16 protein-coding genes are annotated in these 16,786 nt (G+C 54.5%); 4 read left to right on the top strand and 12 right to left on the bottom strand.

Annotated elements, in window-relative coordinates; genetic code table 11:
• Positions 1-130 precede the first annotated feature (130 nt).
• Together B880_RS0114200 and dacD are read right to left on the bottom strand one after the other, a co-directional pair.
• Positions 131-1,189: an FUSC family protein gene (locus B880_RS0114200; protein WP_017348096.1), complete on the bottom strand. Its 1,059-nt coding sequence runs from the start codon at positions 1,187-1,189 to the stop codon at positions 131-133.
• Positions 1,190-1,395: 206 nt separating this feature from the next.
• Entirely contained in the window at positions 1,396-2,565 is a 1,170-nt protein-coding gene (gene dacD / locus B880_RS0114195) for a serine-type D-Ala-D-Ala carboxypeptidase DacD (protein WP_026042655.1), read from the bottom strand.
• A gap of 210 nt (positions 2,566-2,775) precedes the next feature.
• Here dacD and sbcB point away from each other — a divergent pair, with 210 nt between their 5' ends.
• On the top strand, positions 2,776-4,203 hold the full coding sequence (gene sbcB, locus B880_RS0114190) for an exodeoxyribonuclease I (RefSeq protein ID WP_017348094.1): 1,428 nt from the start codon (positions 2,776-2,778) through the stop codon (positions 4,201-4,203).
• A 98-nt stretch (positions 4,204-4,301) separates the two neighbouring features.
• On the opposite strand, the gene B880_RS0114185 is transcribed toward sbcB, so the two are convergent.
• Both B880_RS0114185 and B880_RS0114180 read right to left on the bottom strand, forming a co-directional pair.
• Positions 4,302-5,660: an APC family permease gene (locus B880_RS0114185; RefSeq protein WP_017348093.1), complete on the bottom strand. Its 1,359-nt coding sequence runs from the start codon at positions 5,658-5,660 to the stop codon at positions 4,302-4,304.
• Between the two features lie 272 nt (positions 5,661-5,932).
• Positions 5,933-7,348, bottom strand: coding sequence for a glutamine synthetase family protein (locus B880_RS0114180; RefSeq protein ID WP_017348092.1), 1,416 nt, complete (start codon positions 7,346-7,348; stop codon positions 5,933-5,935).
• Between the two features lie 210 nt (positions 7,349-7,558).
• On the opposite strand from B880_RS0114180, the gene puuD reads away from it, so the two are divergent.
• The 3 genes from puuD to B880_RS0114165 are packed head-to-tail and all read left to right on the top strand — an operon-like array spanning position 7,559 to position 10,176.
• On the top strand, positions 7,559-8,323 hold the full coding sequence (gene puuD / locus B880_RS0114175; RefSeq protein WP_017348091.1) for a gamma-glutamyl-gamma-aminobutyrate hydrolase: 765 nt from the start codon (positions 7,559-7,561) through the stop codon (positions 8,321-8,323).
• The gene (gene puuR / locus B880_RS0114170; protein ID WP_017348090.1) at positions 8,320-8,874 is read left to right on the top strand and encodes an HTH-type transcriptional regulator PuuR; all 555 of its coding nucleotides are present in this window, start codon (positions 8,320-8,322) and stop codon (positions 8,872-8,874) included. The genes puuD and puuR overlap by 4 nt, the downstream gene beginning before the upstream one ends.
• Before the next feature lie 24 nt (positions 8,875-8,898).
• On the top strand, positions 8,899-10,176 hold the full coding sequence (locus tag B880_RS0114165) for an NAD(P)/FAD-dependent oxidoreductase (protein WP_017348089.1): 1,278 nt from the start codon (positions 8,899-8,901) through the stop codon (positions 10,174-10,176).
• Between the two features lie 57 nt (positions 10,177-10,233).
• Here B880_RS0114165 and B880_RS0114160 read toward each other — a convergent pair whose 3' ends face one another.
• The 8 genes from B880_RS0114160 to B880_RS0114125 all read right to left on the bottom strand — a co-directional run bounded on the left by B880_RS0114160 (position 10,234) and on the right by B880_RS0114125 (position 16,779).
• Positions 10,234-10,773 (bottom strand): glycine zipper 2TM domain-containing protein, encoded by a 540-nt coding sequence (locus B880_RS0114160; RefSeq protein WP_026042653.1) that lies wholly within the window; start codon positions 10,771-10,773, stop codon positions 10,234-10,236.
• A 239-nt stretch (positions 10,774-11,012) separates the two neighbouring features.
• The gene (locus B880_RS0114155; RefSeq protein WP_157060558.1) at positions 11,013-12,317 is read right to left on the bottom strand and encodes an NAD(P)/FAD-dependent oxidoreductase; all 1,305 of its coding nucleotides are present in this window, start codon (positions 12,315-12,317) and stop codon (positions 11,013-11,015) included.
• 380 nt (positions 12,318-12,697) lie between these two features.
• Complete coding sequence (nagZ, locus tag B880_RS0114150; protein WP_026042651.1) at positions 12,698-13,750, bottom strand: beta-N-acetylhexosaminidase; 1,053 nt, start codon at positions 13,748-13,750, stop codon at positions 12,698-12,700.
• A 10-nt stretch (positions 13,751-13,760) separates the two neighbouring features.
• Positions 13,761-14,591, bottom strand: a complete 831-nt coding sequence (thiK, locus tag B880_RS0114145; RefSeq protein WP_017348085.1) for a thiamine kinase — start codon at positions 14,589-14,591, stop codon at positions 13,761-13,763.
• Positions 14,572-15,183: a penicillin-binding protein activator LpoB gene (gene lpoB / locus B880_RS0114140; protein WP_017348084.1), complete on the bottom strand. Its 612-nt coding sequence runs from the start codon at positions 15,181-15,183 to the stop codon at positions 14,572-14,574. The genes thiK and lpoB overlap by 20 nt, the downstream gene beginning before the upstream one ends.
• A gap of 10 nt (positions 15,184-15,193) precedes the next feature.
• Positions 15,194-15,562: a YcfL family protein gene (locus B880_RS0114135; protein ID WP_017348083.1), complete on the bottom strand. Its 369-nt coding sequence runs from the start codon at positions 15,560-15,562 to the stop codon at positions 15,194-15,196.
• A 19-nt stretch (positions 15,563-15,581) separates the two neighbouring features.
• Positions 15,582-15,932, bottom strand: coding sequence for a purine nucleoside phosphoramidase (hinT, locus tag B880_RS0114130; RefSeq protein WP_017348082.1), 351 nt, complete (start codon positions 15,930-15,932; stop codon positions 15,582-15,584).
• Positions 15,933-15,981: 49 nt separating this feature from the next.
• Positions 15,982-16,779: a metal-dependent hydrolase gene (locus B880_RS0114125; RefSeq protein WP_017348081.1), complete on the bottom strand. Its 798-nt coding sequence runs from the start codon at positions 16,777-16,779 to the stop codon at positions 15,982-15,984.
• Positions 16,780-16,786: the final 7 nt, after the last annotated feature.

The raw sequence follows: 16,786 nt of genomic DNA, 5'->3' as shown, positions 1-16,786 counted from the left end.
CAGGCAGCAAGTCGTCACGTACAGCTTAGCGGCACCAACACCGCAAAGCCATGTTAACAGCGTAAATCGGACTGGGCCTTATCTTAGCGCAAACAAATCAATCTTCGCATTAAGTGATTGTCTTTGAGCGTTATTTGCGCAGCGCCAGTTTCATTAAGTCGGTGATGCGCTCCAGCTGCTTAGCCAGCTCCAGGCTGAGCCATAAATAGCCGTGAATCGGCGTTTCTTGCAGTTTGTCGCTGCCTGCTTCGGCAATCAGGGCTTTGAGTTCGGCGCTTAATACCGCCAGTTCATGGCTGCTGGCGGTGACTTCTTCGCTTTTACCATGAATGGCCAACTGTGACAGCGCACGCAGGGTATTTTCGGTGGTTTGCTGCAAGCGACGTAACCCCGGTGCATTCAGTAACAGCAGGTGGCTCTCCCGCGAAGCCCACCACGCATTCACCTGGAGTTCAATGGTGGTCACCATATTACGATTCGTGGTTTGGATCGCCTCAAACACCGACTTCGGAATGCGCGTCTCTTTGCTGGAGGGCACCAGCAGCGCACGCATTTTAATGACGTTGGAGAGCAGCTTCTGAAACGGCTTATTGAGTCGTGGCTTCTCAACCAGATTGGCGGAGAAACCGGCGTGATAAATTTTCGCCATTTCACCCAGCGCATCGCTGAGCTGAATACGCCAGTGCGTGTAAGCCCGCTGCGCCCACACGGCGCTGAACATCAGCGCCATGAGCGACCCCAGAATCACGTCACCACCGCGCCACAGCGCCATGGTGAAATCCCCGGCGGGTGAGCCAACCACCACGCTAAGCGTAATGCCGATCAGCAGCGCCATGTAGGGGTGTTTACCCAGGGTCAGGAAGCCACAGGCAAACATCACCACCGCGCACCACACCAGCATAACCGGCAGGGAGATTAACTCTAACTTCAGGGCAATCAGACCCGAAATGGAACCGGCAATGGTGCCGCCAATACGCTGTACCGCACGTGGGAAAACGTTACCCCAGGTCGAGATCGGCCCCATCACCACCACCAGGGTAATCAGCGGCCAGGTGCCTTCGGGGATGTCCGTGATCCGGACAAACAGAAACGACAGCACAAACGCGATGGCAATACGCACGCCATGCACGCTGCGATAGTGACGATAAAACCAGAATTCGAGTTTTGAAATGGGTTTGTCGGGACGCAAAACGGTGTTCCGTGAATAAAAGCCGAGCCGCTAGTGTAGCGGTTGCCTCTCTGAGAAATAACCGTAGAAACGAGAAAAAAGGCGTTTATTTTGTCAGCATGTCACTATTGAGCAAGCGTGAAACGCCTTTAAAACAGCGGGGAAACGTTCAGATAACAATCTGTTTGCAAGTGGCGGCCAGTGGTCTTCACCAGCCGCCCCACGCATTAGATTTTTTGTTTCACGTAGTCAATCAGGCGCGTCACAATGCCGGCTTTATCCACCGGATTCAGCGCGACTAACGGATAGCTGCCGATCTGCTTATCTTTATCCATCACCTGGATTTCACCGATGACCTGACCCGCATTCAATGGCGCATCGAGCTCTTTACCAGACAGAACATATTTGGCTTTGATGTTCTGCGCTTCACTGCGTGGCACGGTAATAGATTCATCTTCTGCGGTACCCACATCTACCTGATGCGGGTTGCCGTACCAGACATTTTCGCTACCGATTTTCTTCCCGGCGTGGAACAGCTGCACGGTCGTAAAGTTGCTCTGGCCCCAGACCAGCAGTTTACGCGCCTGCTCTTCACGCCCTTTAGAGCTCTTACCGCCCATCACTACCGCAATCAGACGCTGACCATCTACCACGTTCGAGGCCACAATGTTGAAGCCCGCGGTTTCGGTGTGACCGGTTTTCAGACCATCCACATGCAGGCTGTTATCCCACAGCAGGCCGTTACGGTTGTTCTGGTTGATGCCGTTCCAGCTCAGGGTTTTCTCGCTGTACATGGCGTAGAACTCAGGCTCACCGTTGATGATGGCGCGTGAGATTTTAGCGATATCCAGAGCACTGGAGAACTGACCCGGTGCATCCAGACCATGTACCGTTTCGAAGTGGGTATTTTGCAGGCCCAGCTTCTGCACGTAGTAGTTCATCATGGTGACGAAGCTCTGCTGGCTGCCAGCGACATAGTCGGCCAGCGCCACGCAGGCATCATTACCGGAATCAATGATCACGCCACGGCTCAGATCGCGCACGGTGATCTTATCGCCAGGTTTGATAAACATCAGTGAGGAGCCTTTGAACACCGGATTACCGGCCGCCCAGGCATCTTTACCCACCGTAACCACATCGTTCAGGGAAATTTTGTGTTGATCCACCGCGCGGTCGACCACATAGCCGGTCATCAGCTTGGTCAGGCTGGCAGGGTTGCGGCGCTCATCCGGGCTACCCGCAGTTAACACCTGGCCGGTGGCCGAATCCATCAATACCCACGAAGCGGCATCAATGCCAGGTGGCGTCAGGGGGAAAGGCATGGTGTTATCATCCGCATGGGCAGCCGCTGCCCAAACCAACATGCCAGTAACAGTAATTAACAGACGCCTTTTCAACACTTCATCCTCATTAAACGGGCTAAACAACCGCACTTTTTACGGCATATTGCGCTGAATAGGTTAGATAAATTGAAAAAAAGTGTGACTGCGCAAATTTATGTCGCCAGGCTGGAGACAGTGCGCAACTTCCGGGCAAGCGCTTTAGACCCGAGGCGATTTGGTTTACCATGACGCTTTGCCGATATTCAGCCACAGCGGAACCCTATTTTGCCGAACGCCAGCCCCTCGCCTAGCTTTTTATTTCACGATTATGAAACCTTCGGGACCAGCCCAGCGCTGGATCGTCCGGCACAGTTTGCCGCCCTGCGCACGGATTTAGCGTTTAATTCGGTAGCAGAACCCGAGGTGTTTTATTGCCGTCCGGCGGACGACTATCTGCCGCATCCAGAAGCGGTGATGATTACCGGCATCACGCCACAGGTCGCACAGGCTCGCGGGGTTAACGAAGCAGATTTTGCAGCGCGTATTCACGGGCTGTTTACCGAGCCGCAGACCTGTATTGTCGGCTATAACAACGTACGTTTTGATGACGAGGTCACGCGCCACCTGCTGTATCGTAACTTTTTCGATCCTTACGCCTGGAGCTGGCAGAACGGCAATTCGCGTTGGGACCTGCTGGATGTGATGCGTGCCTGCTACGCGCTGCGCCCGGAAGGGATTGTCTGGCCAGAAAACGATGACGGTTTCCCCAGCTTCCGCCTCGAACACCTGACCAAAGCCAACGGCGTGGCCCATGAAAACGCGCACGATGCGATGTCAGACGTACACGCCACCATTGCCATGGCGAAGCTGGTAAAAGAAAAACAGCCAAAGCTGTTTGAGTTCCTCTACACCCATCGTAATAAAAATAAGCTGATCACGCTTATCGATATCCCACAAATGAAACCGCTGGTGCACGTTTCCGGTATGTTTGGTGCCGCTCGTGGCAACACCAGTTGGGTTGTGCCGCTGGCATGGCATCCAGAGAACAAGAACGCCGTGATTATGGTGGATCTGGCGGGCGACATGGCCCCGCTGCTTGATCTCAACGCCAGTGAACTGAGAGAGCGCCTGTATACCGCTAAAAGCGAGCTGGGTGATTTGGCCGCGGTGCCGGTGAAGTTGGTGCACATCAATAAATGCCCGGTGCTGGCACCAGCCAACACTTTGCGCCCGGAAGACGCCACGCGCTTAGGGATTGATCGTCAGCACTGTCTGGATAACCTTGCCGTGCTGCGTAGCCACCCGGAGCTGCGCGAGAAGCTGGTGACGCTGTTTGCAGAAGCGGAGCCTTTTACACCGTCAGAGAACGTTGATGCGCAGCTGTATGATGGCTTCTTCAGTGACGCTGACCGCGCAGGCATGAACATTATTCGCCAAACCGATTCGGCCAATTTGCCTGCGTTGGATCTGAGCTTTAACGATGGGCGCATTGCGCGTTTGCTGTTCCGCTATCGCGCGCGCAACTTCCCCGGCACGCTGGATGACGCCGAGCAGCAGCGCTGGTTACAGCACCGACGTGAGGTGTTCACCCCGGAGCGGGTTCAGGCCTTTATGCTGGAGCTGGAGTCGTTAGCGAGCCTGCATGAACAGGATGCAGAGAAGATGAAGCAGCTTAAAGCGCTGTGGCAGTATGTGCAGGGGCTGGTGTCTTAACCCCATTGGCCCGTCAGGGTTTGTTACCCACATAACACCTTGCACCCCATAAAAAAACAGCGGCTATAAGCCGCTGTTTTTATTTTGCCAAAAGAGAATCAGATCTCTTCGCTGTACTGCGGAACCGGTTCGCGGAACACTTTGGTTACCATTGCCAGGTACACGATGCCGACGGCTGCCCAGATCAGGCCCAGCACCATCGCGCTCTCTTCGAGGTTAACCCACAACGCACCCACTGTGATTACGCCACACAGTGGCAACAGCAGGAAGTTGATGTGATCCTTCAGGGTGTTACGACGTTTTTCACGCACCCAGAACTGCGCAAATACGGAGACGTTTACAAAGGTAAACGCGACCAGCGCACCGAAGTTACACAGCGCCGTGGCAGTGACCAGGTCGAAGTTGATCGCTAACAGCGCAATCGCACCCACCAGCAGCACGTTCAGGGAAGGCGTGTGCCATTTCGGGCTGATATAACCGAAGAAACGCTCCGGGAATACGCCGTCACGGCCCATGACGTACATCAGGCGTGAAACGCCAGCGTGTGCCGCCATACCTGAGGCCAGAACTGTCACCACAGAGAAGATCAGAATGCCAAACTGCAACGCACGACCGGCAACAAACAGCATGATTTCAGGCTGTGAAGAGTCCGGGTCATGGAAACGCGCCACGTCCGGGAAATAGAGTTGCAGGAAGTAAGACACGGCAATAAAGATCACCCCACCAATCAACGCGGTCAGGAAAATGGCGCGTGGAATGGTACGCTCGGCGTCTTTGGTCTCTTCTGACAGCGAACTGATACCGTCAAAACCAAGGAAGGAGAAGCACAGGATAGTCGCACCGGTAATCATCGGCACCACATGCGCATCATCAGACCAGAACGGTTTTGAACTCAACAGCGTGCCGTCGCCAACACCGTGGGCAACGCCATAAATCACCATACCGGTGATCCCTGCCATGACCACAACCTGCAGCCATACAATCACACTGTTGAAGTTCGCTACGGTTTTGATCCCTTTCAGGTTCGACAGGGTCATAAAACCAACCAGCAGCACCACGAATATCCACGATGGGACACCGGGGATAAGCGTTTCAAAGTAACTTTTAGCCAGCAGGATGTTGATCATCGGCATGAACAGATAGTCCAGCAGTGATGACCAACCTACCATAAAGCCAAGATGCGGACTGATGGCCTTTTGAGCATAGGTGTAAGCGGAGCCCGCAGATGGGAAGCGGCGTACCAGCTGACCGTAACTCACGGCAGTAAACAGGATAGCAATCAAGGCAAAGGCATAGGCCGTTGCGACGTGACCGGCAGTAAGATTTGTTACGATACCGAAGGTATCAAACAGGGTCATCGGCTGCATGTAAGCCAGACCAATCATTACGACGGGCAGAAGCGTCAAAGTCTTCTTCAGTTGTGCACGCTGTGGTGCTGGGGTGGTGTTATGCGACATGGATCAGACCTCCCTGCAGGGCGCCGTAGTCATCACGAAAGCGACTGCTTACGTAAGTAAGCATATGCGAATGCATTCCCATCTTTAAAATCCTCAATGCACGCCCTGAGCGTGGTTGTGGTGATTATCTACCCGGTTTAAGTACCGGCCTCATTCAATTCGGACAAAATACATGCAAAAAAATAACCGACGTCATTAGCGTCGGTTATGTCTCTTTTTACAGGCCGGGTATTTTGCCCTGGTGTTTCGCTGAGGGCAAGCCTCAATTTATGTCAGGCGTTTTTCAGCATCCAGTCAATTTCTGTGGCTGTGATCAAGCGCTCAAATTGCTGTAACTCATGGCTTTTACAGGCATACCAGACGGCGCTAAAGCGTTCCCCTAACAGCAACTGTAGCGGATAGCTGTTCTCAAACTCATACAGCGCATCGCTTTGACGCACTGGCAAGGGGATCCCTTCGGCTTCATGACCATTGCCCGTCACCGGATTAGGTAAAGGAAGCTGAACATCGAGGCCATGCAGCATTCCCGCCAGCACCGTCGCCACCACCAGGTAGGGGTTGGCATCTGCACCCGCCACCCGGTATTCGATCCGTCGACTCTCCTCATCGCCACAGGGAACGCGCAGCGCTACGGTCCGGTTGTTATGGCCCCAACTGGCCTGCAACGGCACATAGGCTTCCGGCACAAAGCGGCGATAAGCATTCACATTAGGGGCCAGCAACGCCATGGAAGCAGGCAGCAAATCTAACATGCCCGCCACCATCCGTTTCATCAGGGCCGAGTCGTTGCCCTCTTCGGCGACAAAGGCGTTATAACCTGCCCCATCCACCACGCTGACGTGCACATGCATGCCGCTGCCCGCATACTCTTCATAGGGTTTAGCCATAAACGTGGCGGTCATGCCGTGTTTCTCGGCCACCTGGCGCACCAGCCTTTTCAGTAATACCGCATGGTCACAGGCCATCAGCACATCACGGGTGTGATGCAGGTTAATTTCAAACTGGCCCGGCGAGGCTTCCGCAAGTGCGCCCGCGGCAGGAATGCCCTGCTGGCGTGCCAGCGCATCGATTTCATTCAGCACATCGGCAAAGTGATCGAGATTATCCAGCGAGTAAACCTGGCTCTGCATGTTGCGCTCATCACTGCCGGGCGCACAGGGAGGCTGTATGTAGCCTTCGGCATCACGTTGTTTATCAACCAGATAGAACTCCAGCTCTACCGCTACCACCGGAAACAGGCCGCGCTGGCATAGCTGTTGCCATAGCCGCTCAAGGACATTTCGGGGTTCAACGTCAAAGGGAGTGCCATCTTGGTTGCGCATGGTCAGCAGCAGTTGGGCGATACGTTGTGGATCTGCGGCGGAGGGGCTTAACGTGCCGGGAACAGGAATGCAGATGTTGTCGGGTTCGCCCAGCGACTGACCCAGGCCAGCCTCTTCGACCGTGTTGCCGAGGATGTCCATCGCAAACACGGAAGCGGGGAAATAGCAGCCTTTTTCCAACCGGGTAAGGGCTGAGAGAGGAATCCGTTTGCCGCGAAAAACACCGTTGAGATCGTTAAGGAGAATATCGACATACTGCGTTTCAGGATGGCGTTCCAGCCAGGATTTAACCTCATGCTGGAACGCGCTGGTTCGTCTCTCTTCACTGTGTCGCGTGAAGTCTTCTACTTCTACCAGGTTCGTCATAATCCACCCGCCTGTGACCGGTTTATTGATTAACGCGCTGCTCAAAATAACAGCCGTCTATCAACCATAGCTCTGGTACAAAAAGCGTGCAAATGTAACTTTGTTGTTTGAATTATCGCCAGTCGATTGCTAGATTGAAAATATATTGCACAGTTATGCCTCAGCAATGCCTTTTCGGTGAATATATTGAACAACGGTGCGAGGAGCAGTATGGGCATTATTTTTGACAAACCCTTGATTGGCGTAGTGATGTGTCAGAATAGTTGCGCCGGTCATGCCGTTCAGTCCGTGCATAATAAATATGTTGATGCGATTGTCGCCTGCGGTGGCCTGCCTTTTGCCCTGCCCCACAGCCTGATGGATGTGCCTCATCTATTAGAAAATGCTATAGCCGTACTCGACGGCATTTTCCTTACCGGCAGCCCAAGTAACATCGAACCCTGGCAATATGGGGCCGAAGGCAGTGAGCCCCATGCCGATCCCGGTCGCGATCGTCTGGTCTTTGCGTTACTGGGATTAGCCATTGGCAAAAAGATGCCGCTGTTCGGCGTTTGTCGCGGTATGCAAGAGCTGGTGGTGGCAAACGGCGGCGCCCTGTGGCGCGATTTGAGCCAGCAACCGCAGTTGTTACCGCATCAGGAGGACAAGCACCTGCCGCTGGAACAGCAGTACGCGACACGCCATGATGTCACCCCCGAAGCCGGTGGATTACTGGCCGAGCTACTGGGCAGCACCGAGACAATTGCAGTGAACTCTCTGCATAATCAAGGCGTTCAGCAATCAGCTCCACAATTACGCGTGGAAGCCCGTGCCCCTGATGGGTTGATCGAAGCAGTTAGCCTCATTCACCACCCTTTTGCCCTGGCGGTTCAGTGGCATCCCGAGTGGCAACTGCAACACTCCCCCCTTTCACAACGTCTGTTCAACGGTTTTATTGCCGCCGCAGCAGGTTATCACCAGAGTAAATTGTCATGAGCGATACCACGCTAGCGCCCGGACGTCGGCTGTCGGAGATTCGGCAGAGCCTGGGACTCTCTCAACGGCGCGTGGCGGAACTGGCCGGATTGACCCACAGCGCCATCAGTACCATTGAGCAAGACAAAGTCAGCCCTGCGGTGAGCACGTTGCAGAAGCTGTTGAAAGTGTATGGTTTGTCGCTGTCCGAATTTTTTTCCGATCCCCAGTCGCAGTCGCCCCAGGTGGTGGTGAAACCTGAGTCACTGGTTGAAATTGGCAGCCTTGGCGTTTCACTACGTTTAGTGGATAACGGCCAACGCCCGCGAGCCCTGGGCATGTTACTGGAGAGCTATCAACCCGGTGCCAGTACTGGCGAGAAGCTGCGCCATCCTGGTGAGGAGATCGGCACGCTGCTGGAAGGTGAAATCATCTTACAAATCAACGGACAATCTTTTCATCTGGTCGCTGGAGAGAGCTATGTGATCGACACCGGATTGCCCCACAGTTTTACCAACCGTGCGGAACAGGTGTGTCGCATTGTCAGCGCGCATACCCCGGCCAACTTTTAATGATGCTTTTCCAGGGAGGTGGTAATGGAACATACAGCCAGTTATTACGCTGCCACAACAAATGCGCATCAGCCCTGGCCGACATTGCAGGAGAGCATTCAGTGTGATGTGTGCATTATTGGCGCGGGCTTTACCGGTTTATCCTCGGCGCTGTTTCTGACCGAAGCGGGTTACGATGTGGTGGTGCTGGAGGCGGCGCGCGTCGGTTTCGGTGCCAGCGGGCGCAACGGCGGTCAGGTGGTGAACTCCTACAGCCGGGATGTCGATGTGATTGAGCAGCGCTATGGCAAAGAGATTGCCCGGCTGCTGGGCAGTATGATGTTTGAAGGTGCAGAGATCATTCGTGATCGTATCGATCGCTACGCTATCTCCTGCGACTACCGCCCTGGCGGTATCTTTGCTGCACTGAATGGCCGCCAGTTGCAGCATCTCAGCGAGCAGCAGCGCCGCTGGCAGCAGTATGGAAATACTGATTTAACGCTGCTGGATGAACGCGGTATTCGCGAGCAAATCGCGACCGAACGTTATGTTGGCGGTTTGCTGGACCGGCGCGGCGGGCATCTTCATCCGCTCAATCTCGCGCTTGGAGAAGCCGAAGCGATTCGGCGTCATGGAGGGCGCATTTATGAACACTCACCCGCCGTAGCAGTCAATTACGGTACGCCTCATCGGGTGCGGACGCCAGCCGGTGAAGTCAGTGCGACCTTTGTGCTGTTTGCCGGAAATGCCTATCTTCCGGGCACACTAGAACCACGGTTAAGTCATAAAAGCATGCCGTGCGGCTCGCAGATTGTCACCACAGAACCCCTGAGCCGTGATTTAGCCTTAACGCTGCTACCGAATAATTACTGTGTTGAAGATTGTAATTATCTGCTCGATTACTTCCGTCTGACGGCCGACAACCGCCTGCTCTACGGGGGCGGGGTGGTGTATGGCGCGCGCGATCCTGCCGACATCGCCGCCCTGATCCGCCCGAAACTGCTCCGGACCTTCCCGCAGTTACGCAACGTGGCACTGAGTTTTAGCTGGAGCGGTAATTTCCTGTTAACGCTGTCGCGCATGCCGCAGTTTGGCCGACTGGAAAATAATGTGTATTACATGCAGGGGGACAGCGGTCACGGCGTCACCAGCACGCACCTGTCAGGCAAACTCATCGCCGAAGCCTTACGCGGGGACGCCGAGCGCTTCGATGCCTTTGCCGGTTTACCTCATCTCCCCTTCCCCGGTGGACGCAGATTTCAGGTGCCGCTTACCGCACTGGGTGCCGCCTGGTATGCGTTGCGCGATCGCTTAGGCGTGTAAAACAACAACGCCGGTCATGACCGGCGTTATGTTCAACAAAGGCAATACTGTGCGCTATCAGGTCTGGTTGTTGAGGATCAACTGACCATTACGATCCAGCGGGATGCGGGCACCGGGATCTTTCTCCATGCGGATTTTTCCCTGCTGATCGCCAATTTTGTAGGTCACGTCATAGCCCAGCATCTTCTGCTGCTTGTCATAGACGGTTTTACAACGCTGCTCAGTGGTGGTGTAGGTATCCCTGTCTTGCATCCCACCCTGTACCTGGTTTCCGGCATAGCCGCCAGCCAGCGCGCCCGCCACAGTGGCAACGCTGCGACCACGACCGCCACCAAACTGATGGCCCAACACGCCACCCGCCACTGCGCCTAATACTGAACCCGCGATGCGGTTTTCATCCTGTACCGGACGACGATGCGTCAGGGTCACGTTGCGACACTCCTGACGCGGCTGTGACAGCGTCTCTTTGATCGGGCTGGCAGACAACACCTGCGCATACTGCGGAGTCGTATCAAAGACATTCATGCTGGCGACGGCAGCCACGCCCAAAGCCGCTGCCACACCAATACCGATACCGGCTAACATTGATTTGTTCACAGGAAGACCTCCTGAACTGTAACCGCGCATTCCTGCCGCTAACGCACCGCATAGCGAAAATTCAGACCCGTGTGCGCGTACCACAGGGTTTGTGGAGGTAAGTGTTACAGAGGGGAAGAAACCGCGACATCAGATAAATGGAAGAAAGCAGTGCAGTGTGGGATAAAAAGAGGGTTTTAAGAAAGTTCTGACCGAACTCACGCGGTGAAACCCCGCCGGAGGTTTCACCGCTAACGCACTTAGTGCAGCTTCAGGCGCGGACGCAACACGCGGTTAATACTGCCGACCAACATCATCAGGCCGGTTTTGAAATAGCCGTGCAGCGCGATCTGGTGCATACGGTAGAGTGAAATATACACCGCACGCGCGATGCGACCTTCTACCATCATTGAGCCTTTCATCAGGTTGCCCATCAGGCTACCCACGGTACTGAAGCGTGACAGTGACACCAGTGAGCCGTGATCTTTATAGACGTAGGCTTTCAACGGTTTGCCATTACGCTGCGCCAGGATGTTGCCCAGCACGCGTGAGGCCATCTGGTGTGCGGACTGCGCGCGCGGAGGCACAAACCCGCCGGATGGCAGTGCGCAAGAGGCGCAATCGCCAATCGCATAGATGCTGTCATCTTCGGTGGTCTGTAATGTCTCTTTAACCACCAACTGGTTGATACGGTTAGTCTCAAGACCCCCGATCCCTTTCATGAAGTCCGGGGCTTTAATGCCCGCCGCCCAGACCATCAAGTCCGCATTGATGAACTCACCGCCTTTGGTATTCAGGCCGTTCTCATCAGCGCTGGTGACCATGGTTTGGGTCAGTACTTTCACGCCCAGTTTGGTCAGTTCGTTTTGTGCCGCGGTAGAAATACGCGGCGGTAACGCAGGCAGAATACGCTCACCCGCTTCCACCAGCGTTACGTTCAGCGCTTCACTGCCAAGGCGTTTCAGGCCATAGCTTTGCAGCTGTTTTACCGCATTGTACAGCTCAGCAGAGAGTTCAACGCCAGTGGCGCCACCGCCTACAATGGCGATATTCACCTGATCCTGTAACTCGTCATTGGATGAGTACTTCAGGAACAGATTGAGCATTTCATTGTGGAAACGGCGCGCCTGATGCGGGTTGTCGAGGAAGATGCAGTTTTCTTTCACACCCGGCGTACCGAAATCATTCGAGGTACTGCCCAGCGCCATCACCAGCGTGTCGTAGCTTACGTCGCGCTGAGGCATCAGCAGTGCGCCTTGTGCATCGCGCAGTTCAGCCAGTTGAATCTGCTTCTTCTCGCGATCGATACCGGTCAGTGAACCCAGCTGGAACTGGAAACCGTGCTGGCGAGCGTGCGCCAGATAGCTCAGTGCATCAATACCTTCGTCCATTGCGCCTGTGGCGACTTCGTGCAGCAGTGGCTTCCACAGGTGACTGTGGTTACGATCGACCAGGATAATCTCCGCCTTTTTTTTACGGCCGAGCTTATGCCCCAACTGAGTGGCTAACTCCAGTCCACCCGCACCACCACCAACGATGACTATTTTTTCCATAGATGTCGTCAAAAAGACCCTCTTAAAGTTGTAAACCAACAGTTAACTAATGGTTATCTAAAACCTTATTAAACATAGGGTTGGCGAAACTAAATCGCGATTAAAATCAGGATAACATGCTGGTAAAGCGAGTTCATGAGAAAATTGATGCACATCAATCTTTGAAGTATAGAAGGTGGAAAATACGCTGTAAAAACAGTGAGTCACCGAATATCTGAAAATTTAACTCTATGATTTTCAAATGATATTTATTCTATCATAGTAGAATAAACCGGCATTAAAACAGGTAAGAAATAGAACCAGGCGCCTAATTTGCAGACATTTAGCCGCGTCGCTGCCATTTTGGTCGACGCGGCTAAAGAAGAGTAATGCCGGAAGGAAATCGTTAACAACTAGCGAGTATTTTGCGCAGTAGATTTATATTCCAGCCAGCGCATCTGCAACTGGCTCAGGCTCTGCACATTGTTTTTCCAGCGATCGCTGTTAAACAGCTGATCGCGGCTAAAATTGCCGCTGTGGTAGAGCGCACTGACACGTTCAGCACTCTGCACCGGCAGATTGTCCAGCACGCTAACTGCCCCTGCTCGCTCATTGCACACCAGAATCATGTCACAGCCTGCGGACAGCGATTGCTGTGCGCGCTCGGCATAGCTCCCCATCACCGCAGCCCCCTCCATGGAAAGATCGTCAGAGAAGATAATGCCGCCAAAACCGAGCTGTTTACGCAGCACCTGTTGCAGCCAGTACGGTGATCCACTGGCGGGGAGATCGTCGCTTTCGCTGTAAATCACATGGGCGGGCATGATCGCATCCAGCAATTTCTCATCGATCAGACGCTGGAAAATCGCCATATCATGGGCACGAATCTCCGCTTCTGGTCGATCGTCACGCGGCGTTTCTTTATGGGAGTCCGCGCTCACCGCACCGTGGCCGGGGAAGTGCTTACCGGTGGTTTTCATACCCGCCTGATGCATACCGCTGATAAACTGCCGGGCAATTTGTAATGCGATTTCAGGATCGGCATGGAATGCCCGATCGCCGATCGCCGCGCTGATATGGCCAATATCCAGCACCGGCGCAAAGCTGATATCGATGTCCATGGCGATCATCTCGACCGCCATTTGCCAGCCCGCTTCACGCGCAAACTGGCCTGCGGTGGTCATATCATGCAGTGCCGCAAATGACTGCATGGCGGGCAACGTGGTGAAGCCCTCGCGGAAACGCTGTACGCGTCCTCCTTCCTGATCAACCGCAATCACTAAACGCGCGTGCGACGCCGCACGGATCTGACGCACCAGTTCTGCCAACTGTGCCGGATCATGGTAGTTACGACTGAACAGAATCAAACCACCCACCAACGGATGGCGCAGAATTTCACGCTCTTCGTTGTCCAGTTCGAAGCCTGCGACATCAAGCATTAATGGGCCGGGAATAGGTGTTCTCATGAAAAAACCTTCAGAAAGGAGAATGGAGTTGTTGCCAGTGTTGGCGGGCTAAATGCCGCATGGCAGCACTTTGGGTCTGTTCGGCACGCAGTTGATACCAGCTCGCCATGAGTAAACGCAGCCAGGGCTGCCAACGGTGGATCTGCTGCTGCAATACGTCGGGTGAAAGCCGATAGCGTTGAGCGAAATCCGCTATCAATTGCGCGGTATGTTGCGGCAGCGTGGCACACAGGGTCGCCAGCTCCAGCGCGATGTCGCCATCGCCCGCATACTCCCAGTCGATTAAACTCAGTTTGCCCTGTTGGCAGATAAGGTTGCCCGCATGGACATCCATATGCAAAAAAGCCAGACGCAGCGGTTTAGGCTCCCCCTGCTGTTGCAGATGGCGTAGCGCGCGCAGCCATGACGGATGACGCTGCTGGCACTGCTGCCAGTAACGCTGTAACAACGGTAACAGGGATAAACGGTAGCCACACAGTGGCTGGCGGTGTAAACAGCCGAGCAACGCAAGTAACTGGGGCAAGTGGCTCGCCAGGGCTTCCGGTGCCACCACCTCGCCTGGCTGCCAACGCAACAACAGCCAGTCGCGGCTTGCCGCCAACGGCTGCTGCGCCAGACCGCTGCCACGCAGGCGCAATAGCTGGCGAAACTCGCGCTGGCGGTTCACCTGTGGCATAGCGGGCGTGGGGGTACGTCGCGCCAGCAACGTCCCCGCCGAGGTTTCCAGCCGCCAACTCTGCCCTGACAACCCGGTCACCGCTTGCATCTCGTGTAACCGGGCCTGAGGCAGAACCCGGTGCAGCAATTCTTGCAGTGCGGGATCAGTTTTGTGCAACACCACGGCCCGACCAGATAATTTCTCCGGTCTGCACCAGCATCAGTTGCATTTGCAGCGTAGGCGACTTCACATCACCCTGCGCAGTGCTATACAGCACGTACTGCGCATTCAGAATACGCGCCAGACCAATCGCTTTACTGCGTGAATTCAGGCTGTCTTCTGGCGACAGGCCGAGACTCTGCTTCGCCTGATTCACCTGCGCATCGGTCACGAGGGTAAACTTACCGTTGTTGTTTAACGCATTCTGAATTGAGCCGGTGGCTTTTTCACTTTGCAGTGCGCCGTTGGTGCTGTTTTTCACCCGGTCAACCAGCAACACACTGCCTGGGTTCGCGTTAGCGGCACCCAGCATCTGAGCCACCAGCGGCTGTACGGTCGCGTCCCAGTTCAGGGTTCTCAGCTTCGGTGGCGTTGGCACACCTTCGCTGGGTACAGGCACCGGCTGCGGAACAGGCTGCGGTTGCACAGGCTGCTGTGGCTGAGGTTGAGGCTGCGGAGCCTGTTCAACCGGGACCGGTTGTTGCTGTTTCAACACACAACCGGTGAGCAGCAGCGCCACGCCCAGTGCGCTTATACGGTTTACACTACGAATCACGTGATACTCCTCAGAGATAGATCCACAAACGCACCTTACTGGCGGTCAAATTTCCCAACTGCGATGCCGCTAACACACTGCCATGGCCTGCAACCGTGATGGTCTGGGCTGGCTCGCGCGGGGTGATTTCCAGTCCTTTATCGTCATACCAGAAGAAACGATAGTGAACCGTTACCGGCGTGGAACGCTGGTTGTAAAGCGTACTGGCGGCACGCAACTGCCCTTCATCACCGCTGATGGTTGGCTCATCGGTGATGATGCCAGCCGACAGCACCGCAGACTCCATCACCAGCGACTGCGATGTATCAATGGCAGGATCTTTACTGCTGCATCCTGCCAACAGGCATAACAGCTGAGCTGCAATTAACCAACGTCCCATCGTTTCTCTCCTGATGGCGTCATACTGACAGCAGTGGCCCAAGCGGTTTACCGCCCAGAAGATGCATATGAATGTGATAGACCTCTTGTCCGCCATGAGAATTGCAGTTCATGATCAGACGATAGCCATCTTCAGCAATACCTTCATCGCGGGCAATTTTTGCCGCCACGGTGAACAGTCGTCCCAGTGCCTGCTCATGCTCGGCTTTAACATCATTCGCGGTTGGAATGAGTACGTTAGGCACGATCAGAACGTGCGTGGGTGCACGAGGTGAAATATCACGAAACGCCGTTACCAGCTCATCCTGATAAATCACATCTGCCGGGATTTCACGACGAATAATCTTACTAAAAATCGTTTCTTCTGCCATGGTGCTTTTCCTTGTGCTTTTGTCAGTAAATCTTACGCGTCTGAGGGTTTCAGGCCGGATCGGTCAGGCGACTGAGCGGCACCCGGAACAGACGAGAGAAGTTTTCCGTGGTCGCAGCGGCCAACGTTTCCACATCAACACCTTTGACTACCGCCATGTAATCGGCCACATCACGGGTGTACGCAGGCTGATTTTCTTTCCCCCGGTAAGGGACCGGAGCCAGATACGGTGAATCGGTTTCGATGAGCATGCGATCCAGCGGTACATAGCGGGCGGCTTCACGCAACGCTTCAGCATTACGGAAAGTCACAATCCCTGAGAAGGAGATATAGAAGCCCATGTCCAGTAGCTTCGCCGCTGTCTCTCGGTCTTCGGTGAAACAGTGCAGCACGCCACCGCACTTCTCAACTTGCTCTTCTTTGAGGATCGCTAACGTATCGGCGCGCGCTTCACGCGTATGCACGATGATCGGCTTGTTGAGACGAATACCGGTCTGAATATGGTCGCGGAAACCGGCCTGTTGCGCCGCTTTCGTCTCCTGTTGATAGTAGTAATCAAGACCGGTTTCACCCAGTGCAATTACGCAATCTTCAGCAGCGAGACGATGGAATTCGTCGACGTCATACGGGGTTTCATGATTCAGAGGATGAATGCCCACCGCCAACGCAATATTTTGCCGATCGCCCACCAGGGTTTTGAGCCCGTGGTAGCCTTCCAGTGACGTTGCAATCGCCAGCATGAATTTCACATCTCGCGCGGCGGCTTTCGCAATCACATCATCGAGGTCACGATGGTTCTTTTCATAATCCAGGCCATCGAGATGGCAATGAGAATCGACAATAAACATAACTTTA

The sequence above is a fragment of the Pantoea sp. A4 genome, assembly GCF_000295955.2.
Taxonomy (GTDB): Bacteria; Pseudomonadota; Gammaproteobacteria; order Enterobacterales; family Enterobacteriaceae; genus Pantoea; species Pantoea multigeneris.
The sequence above is the reverse complement of the archived record's forward strand: the minus strand, read 5'-3'. Positions and strand labels throughout refer to the sequence as shown.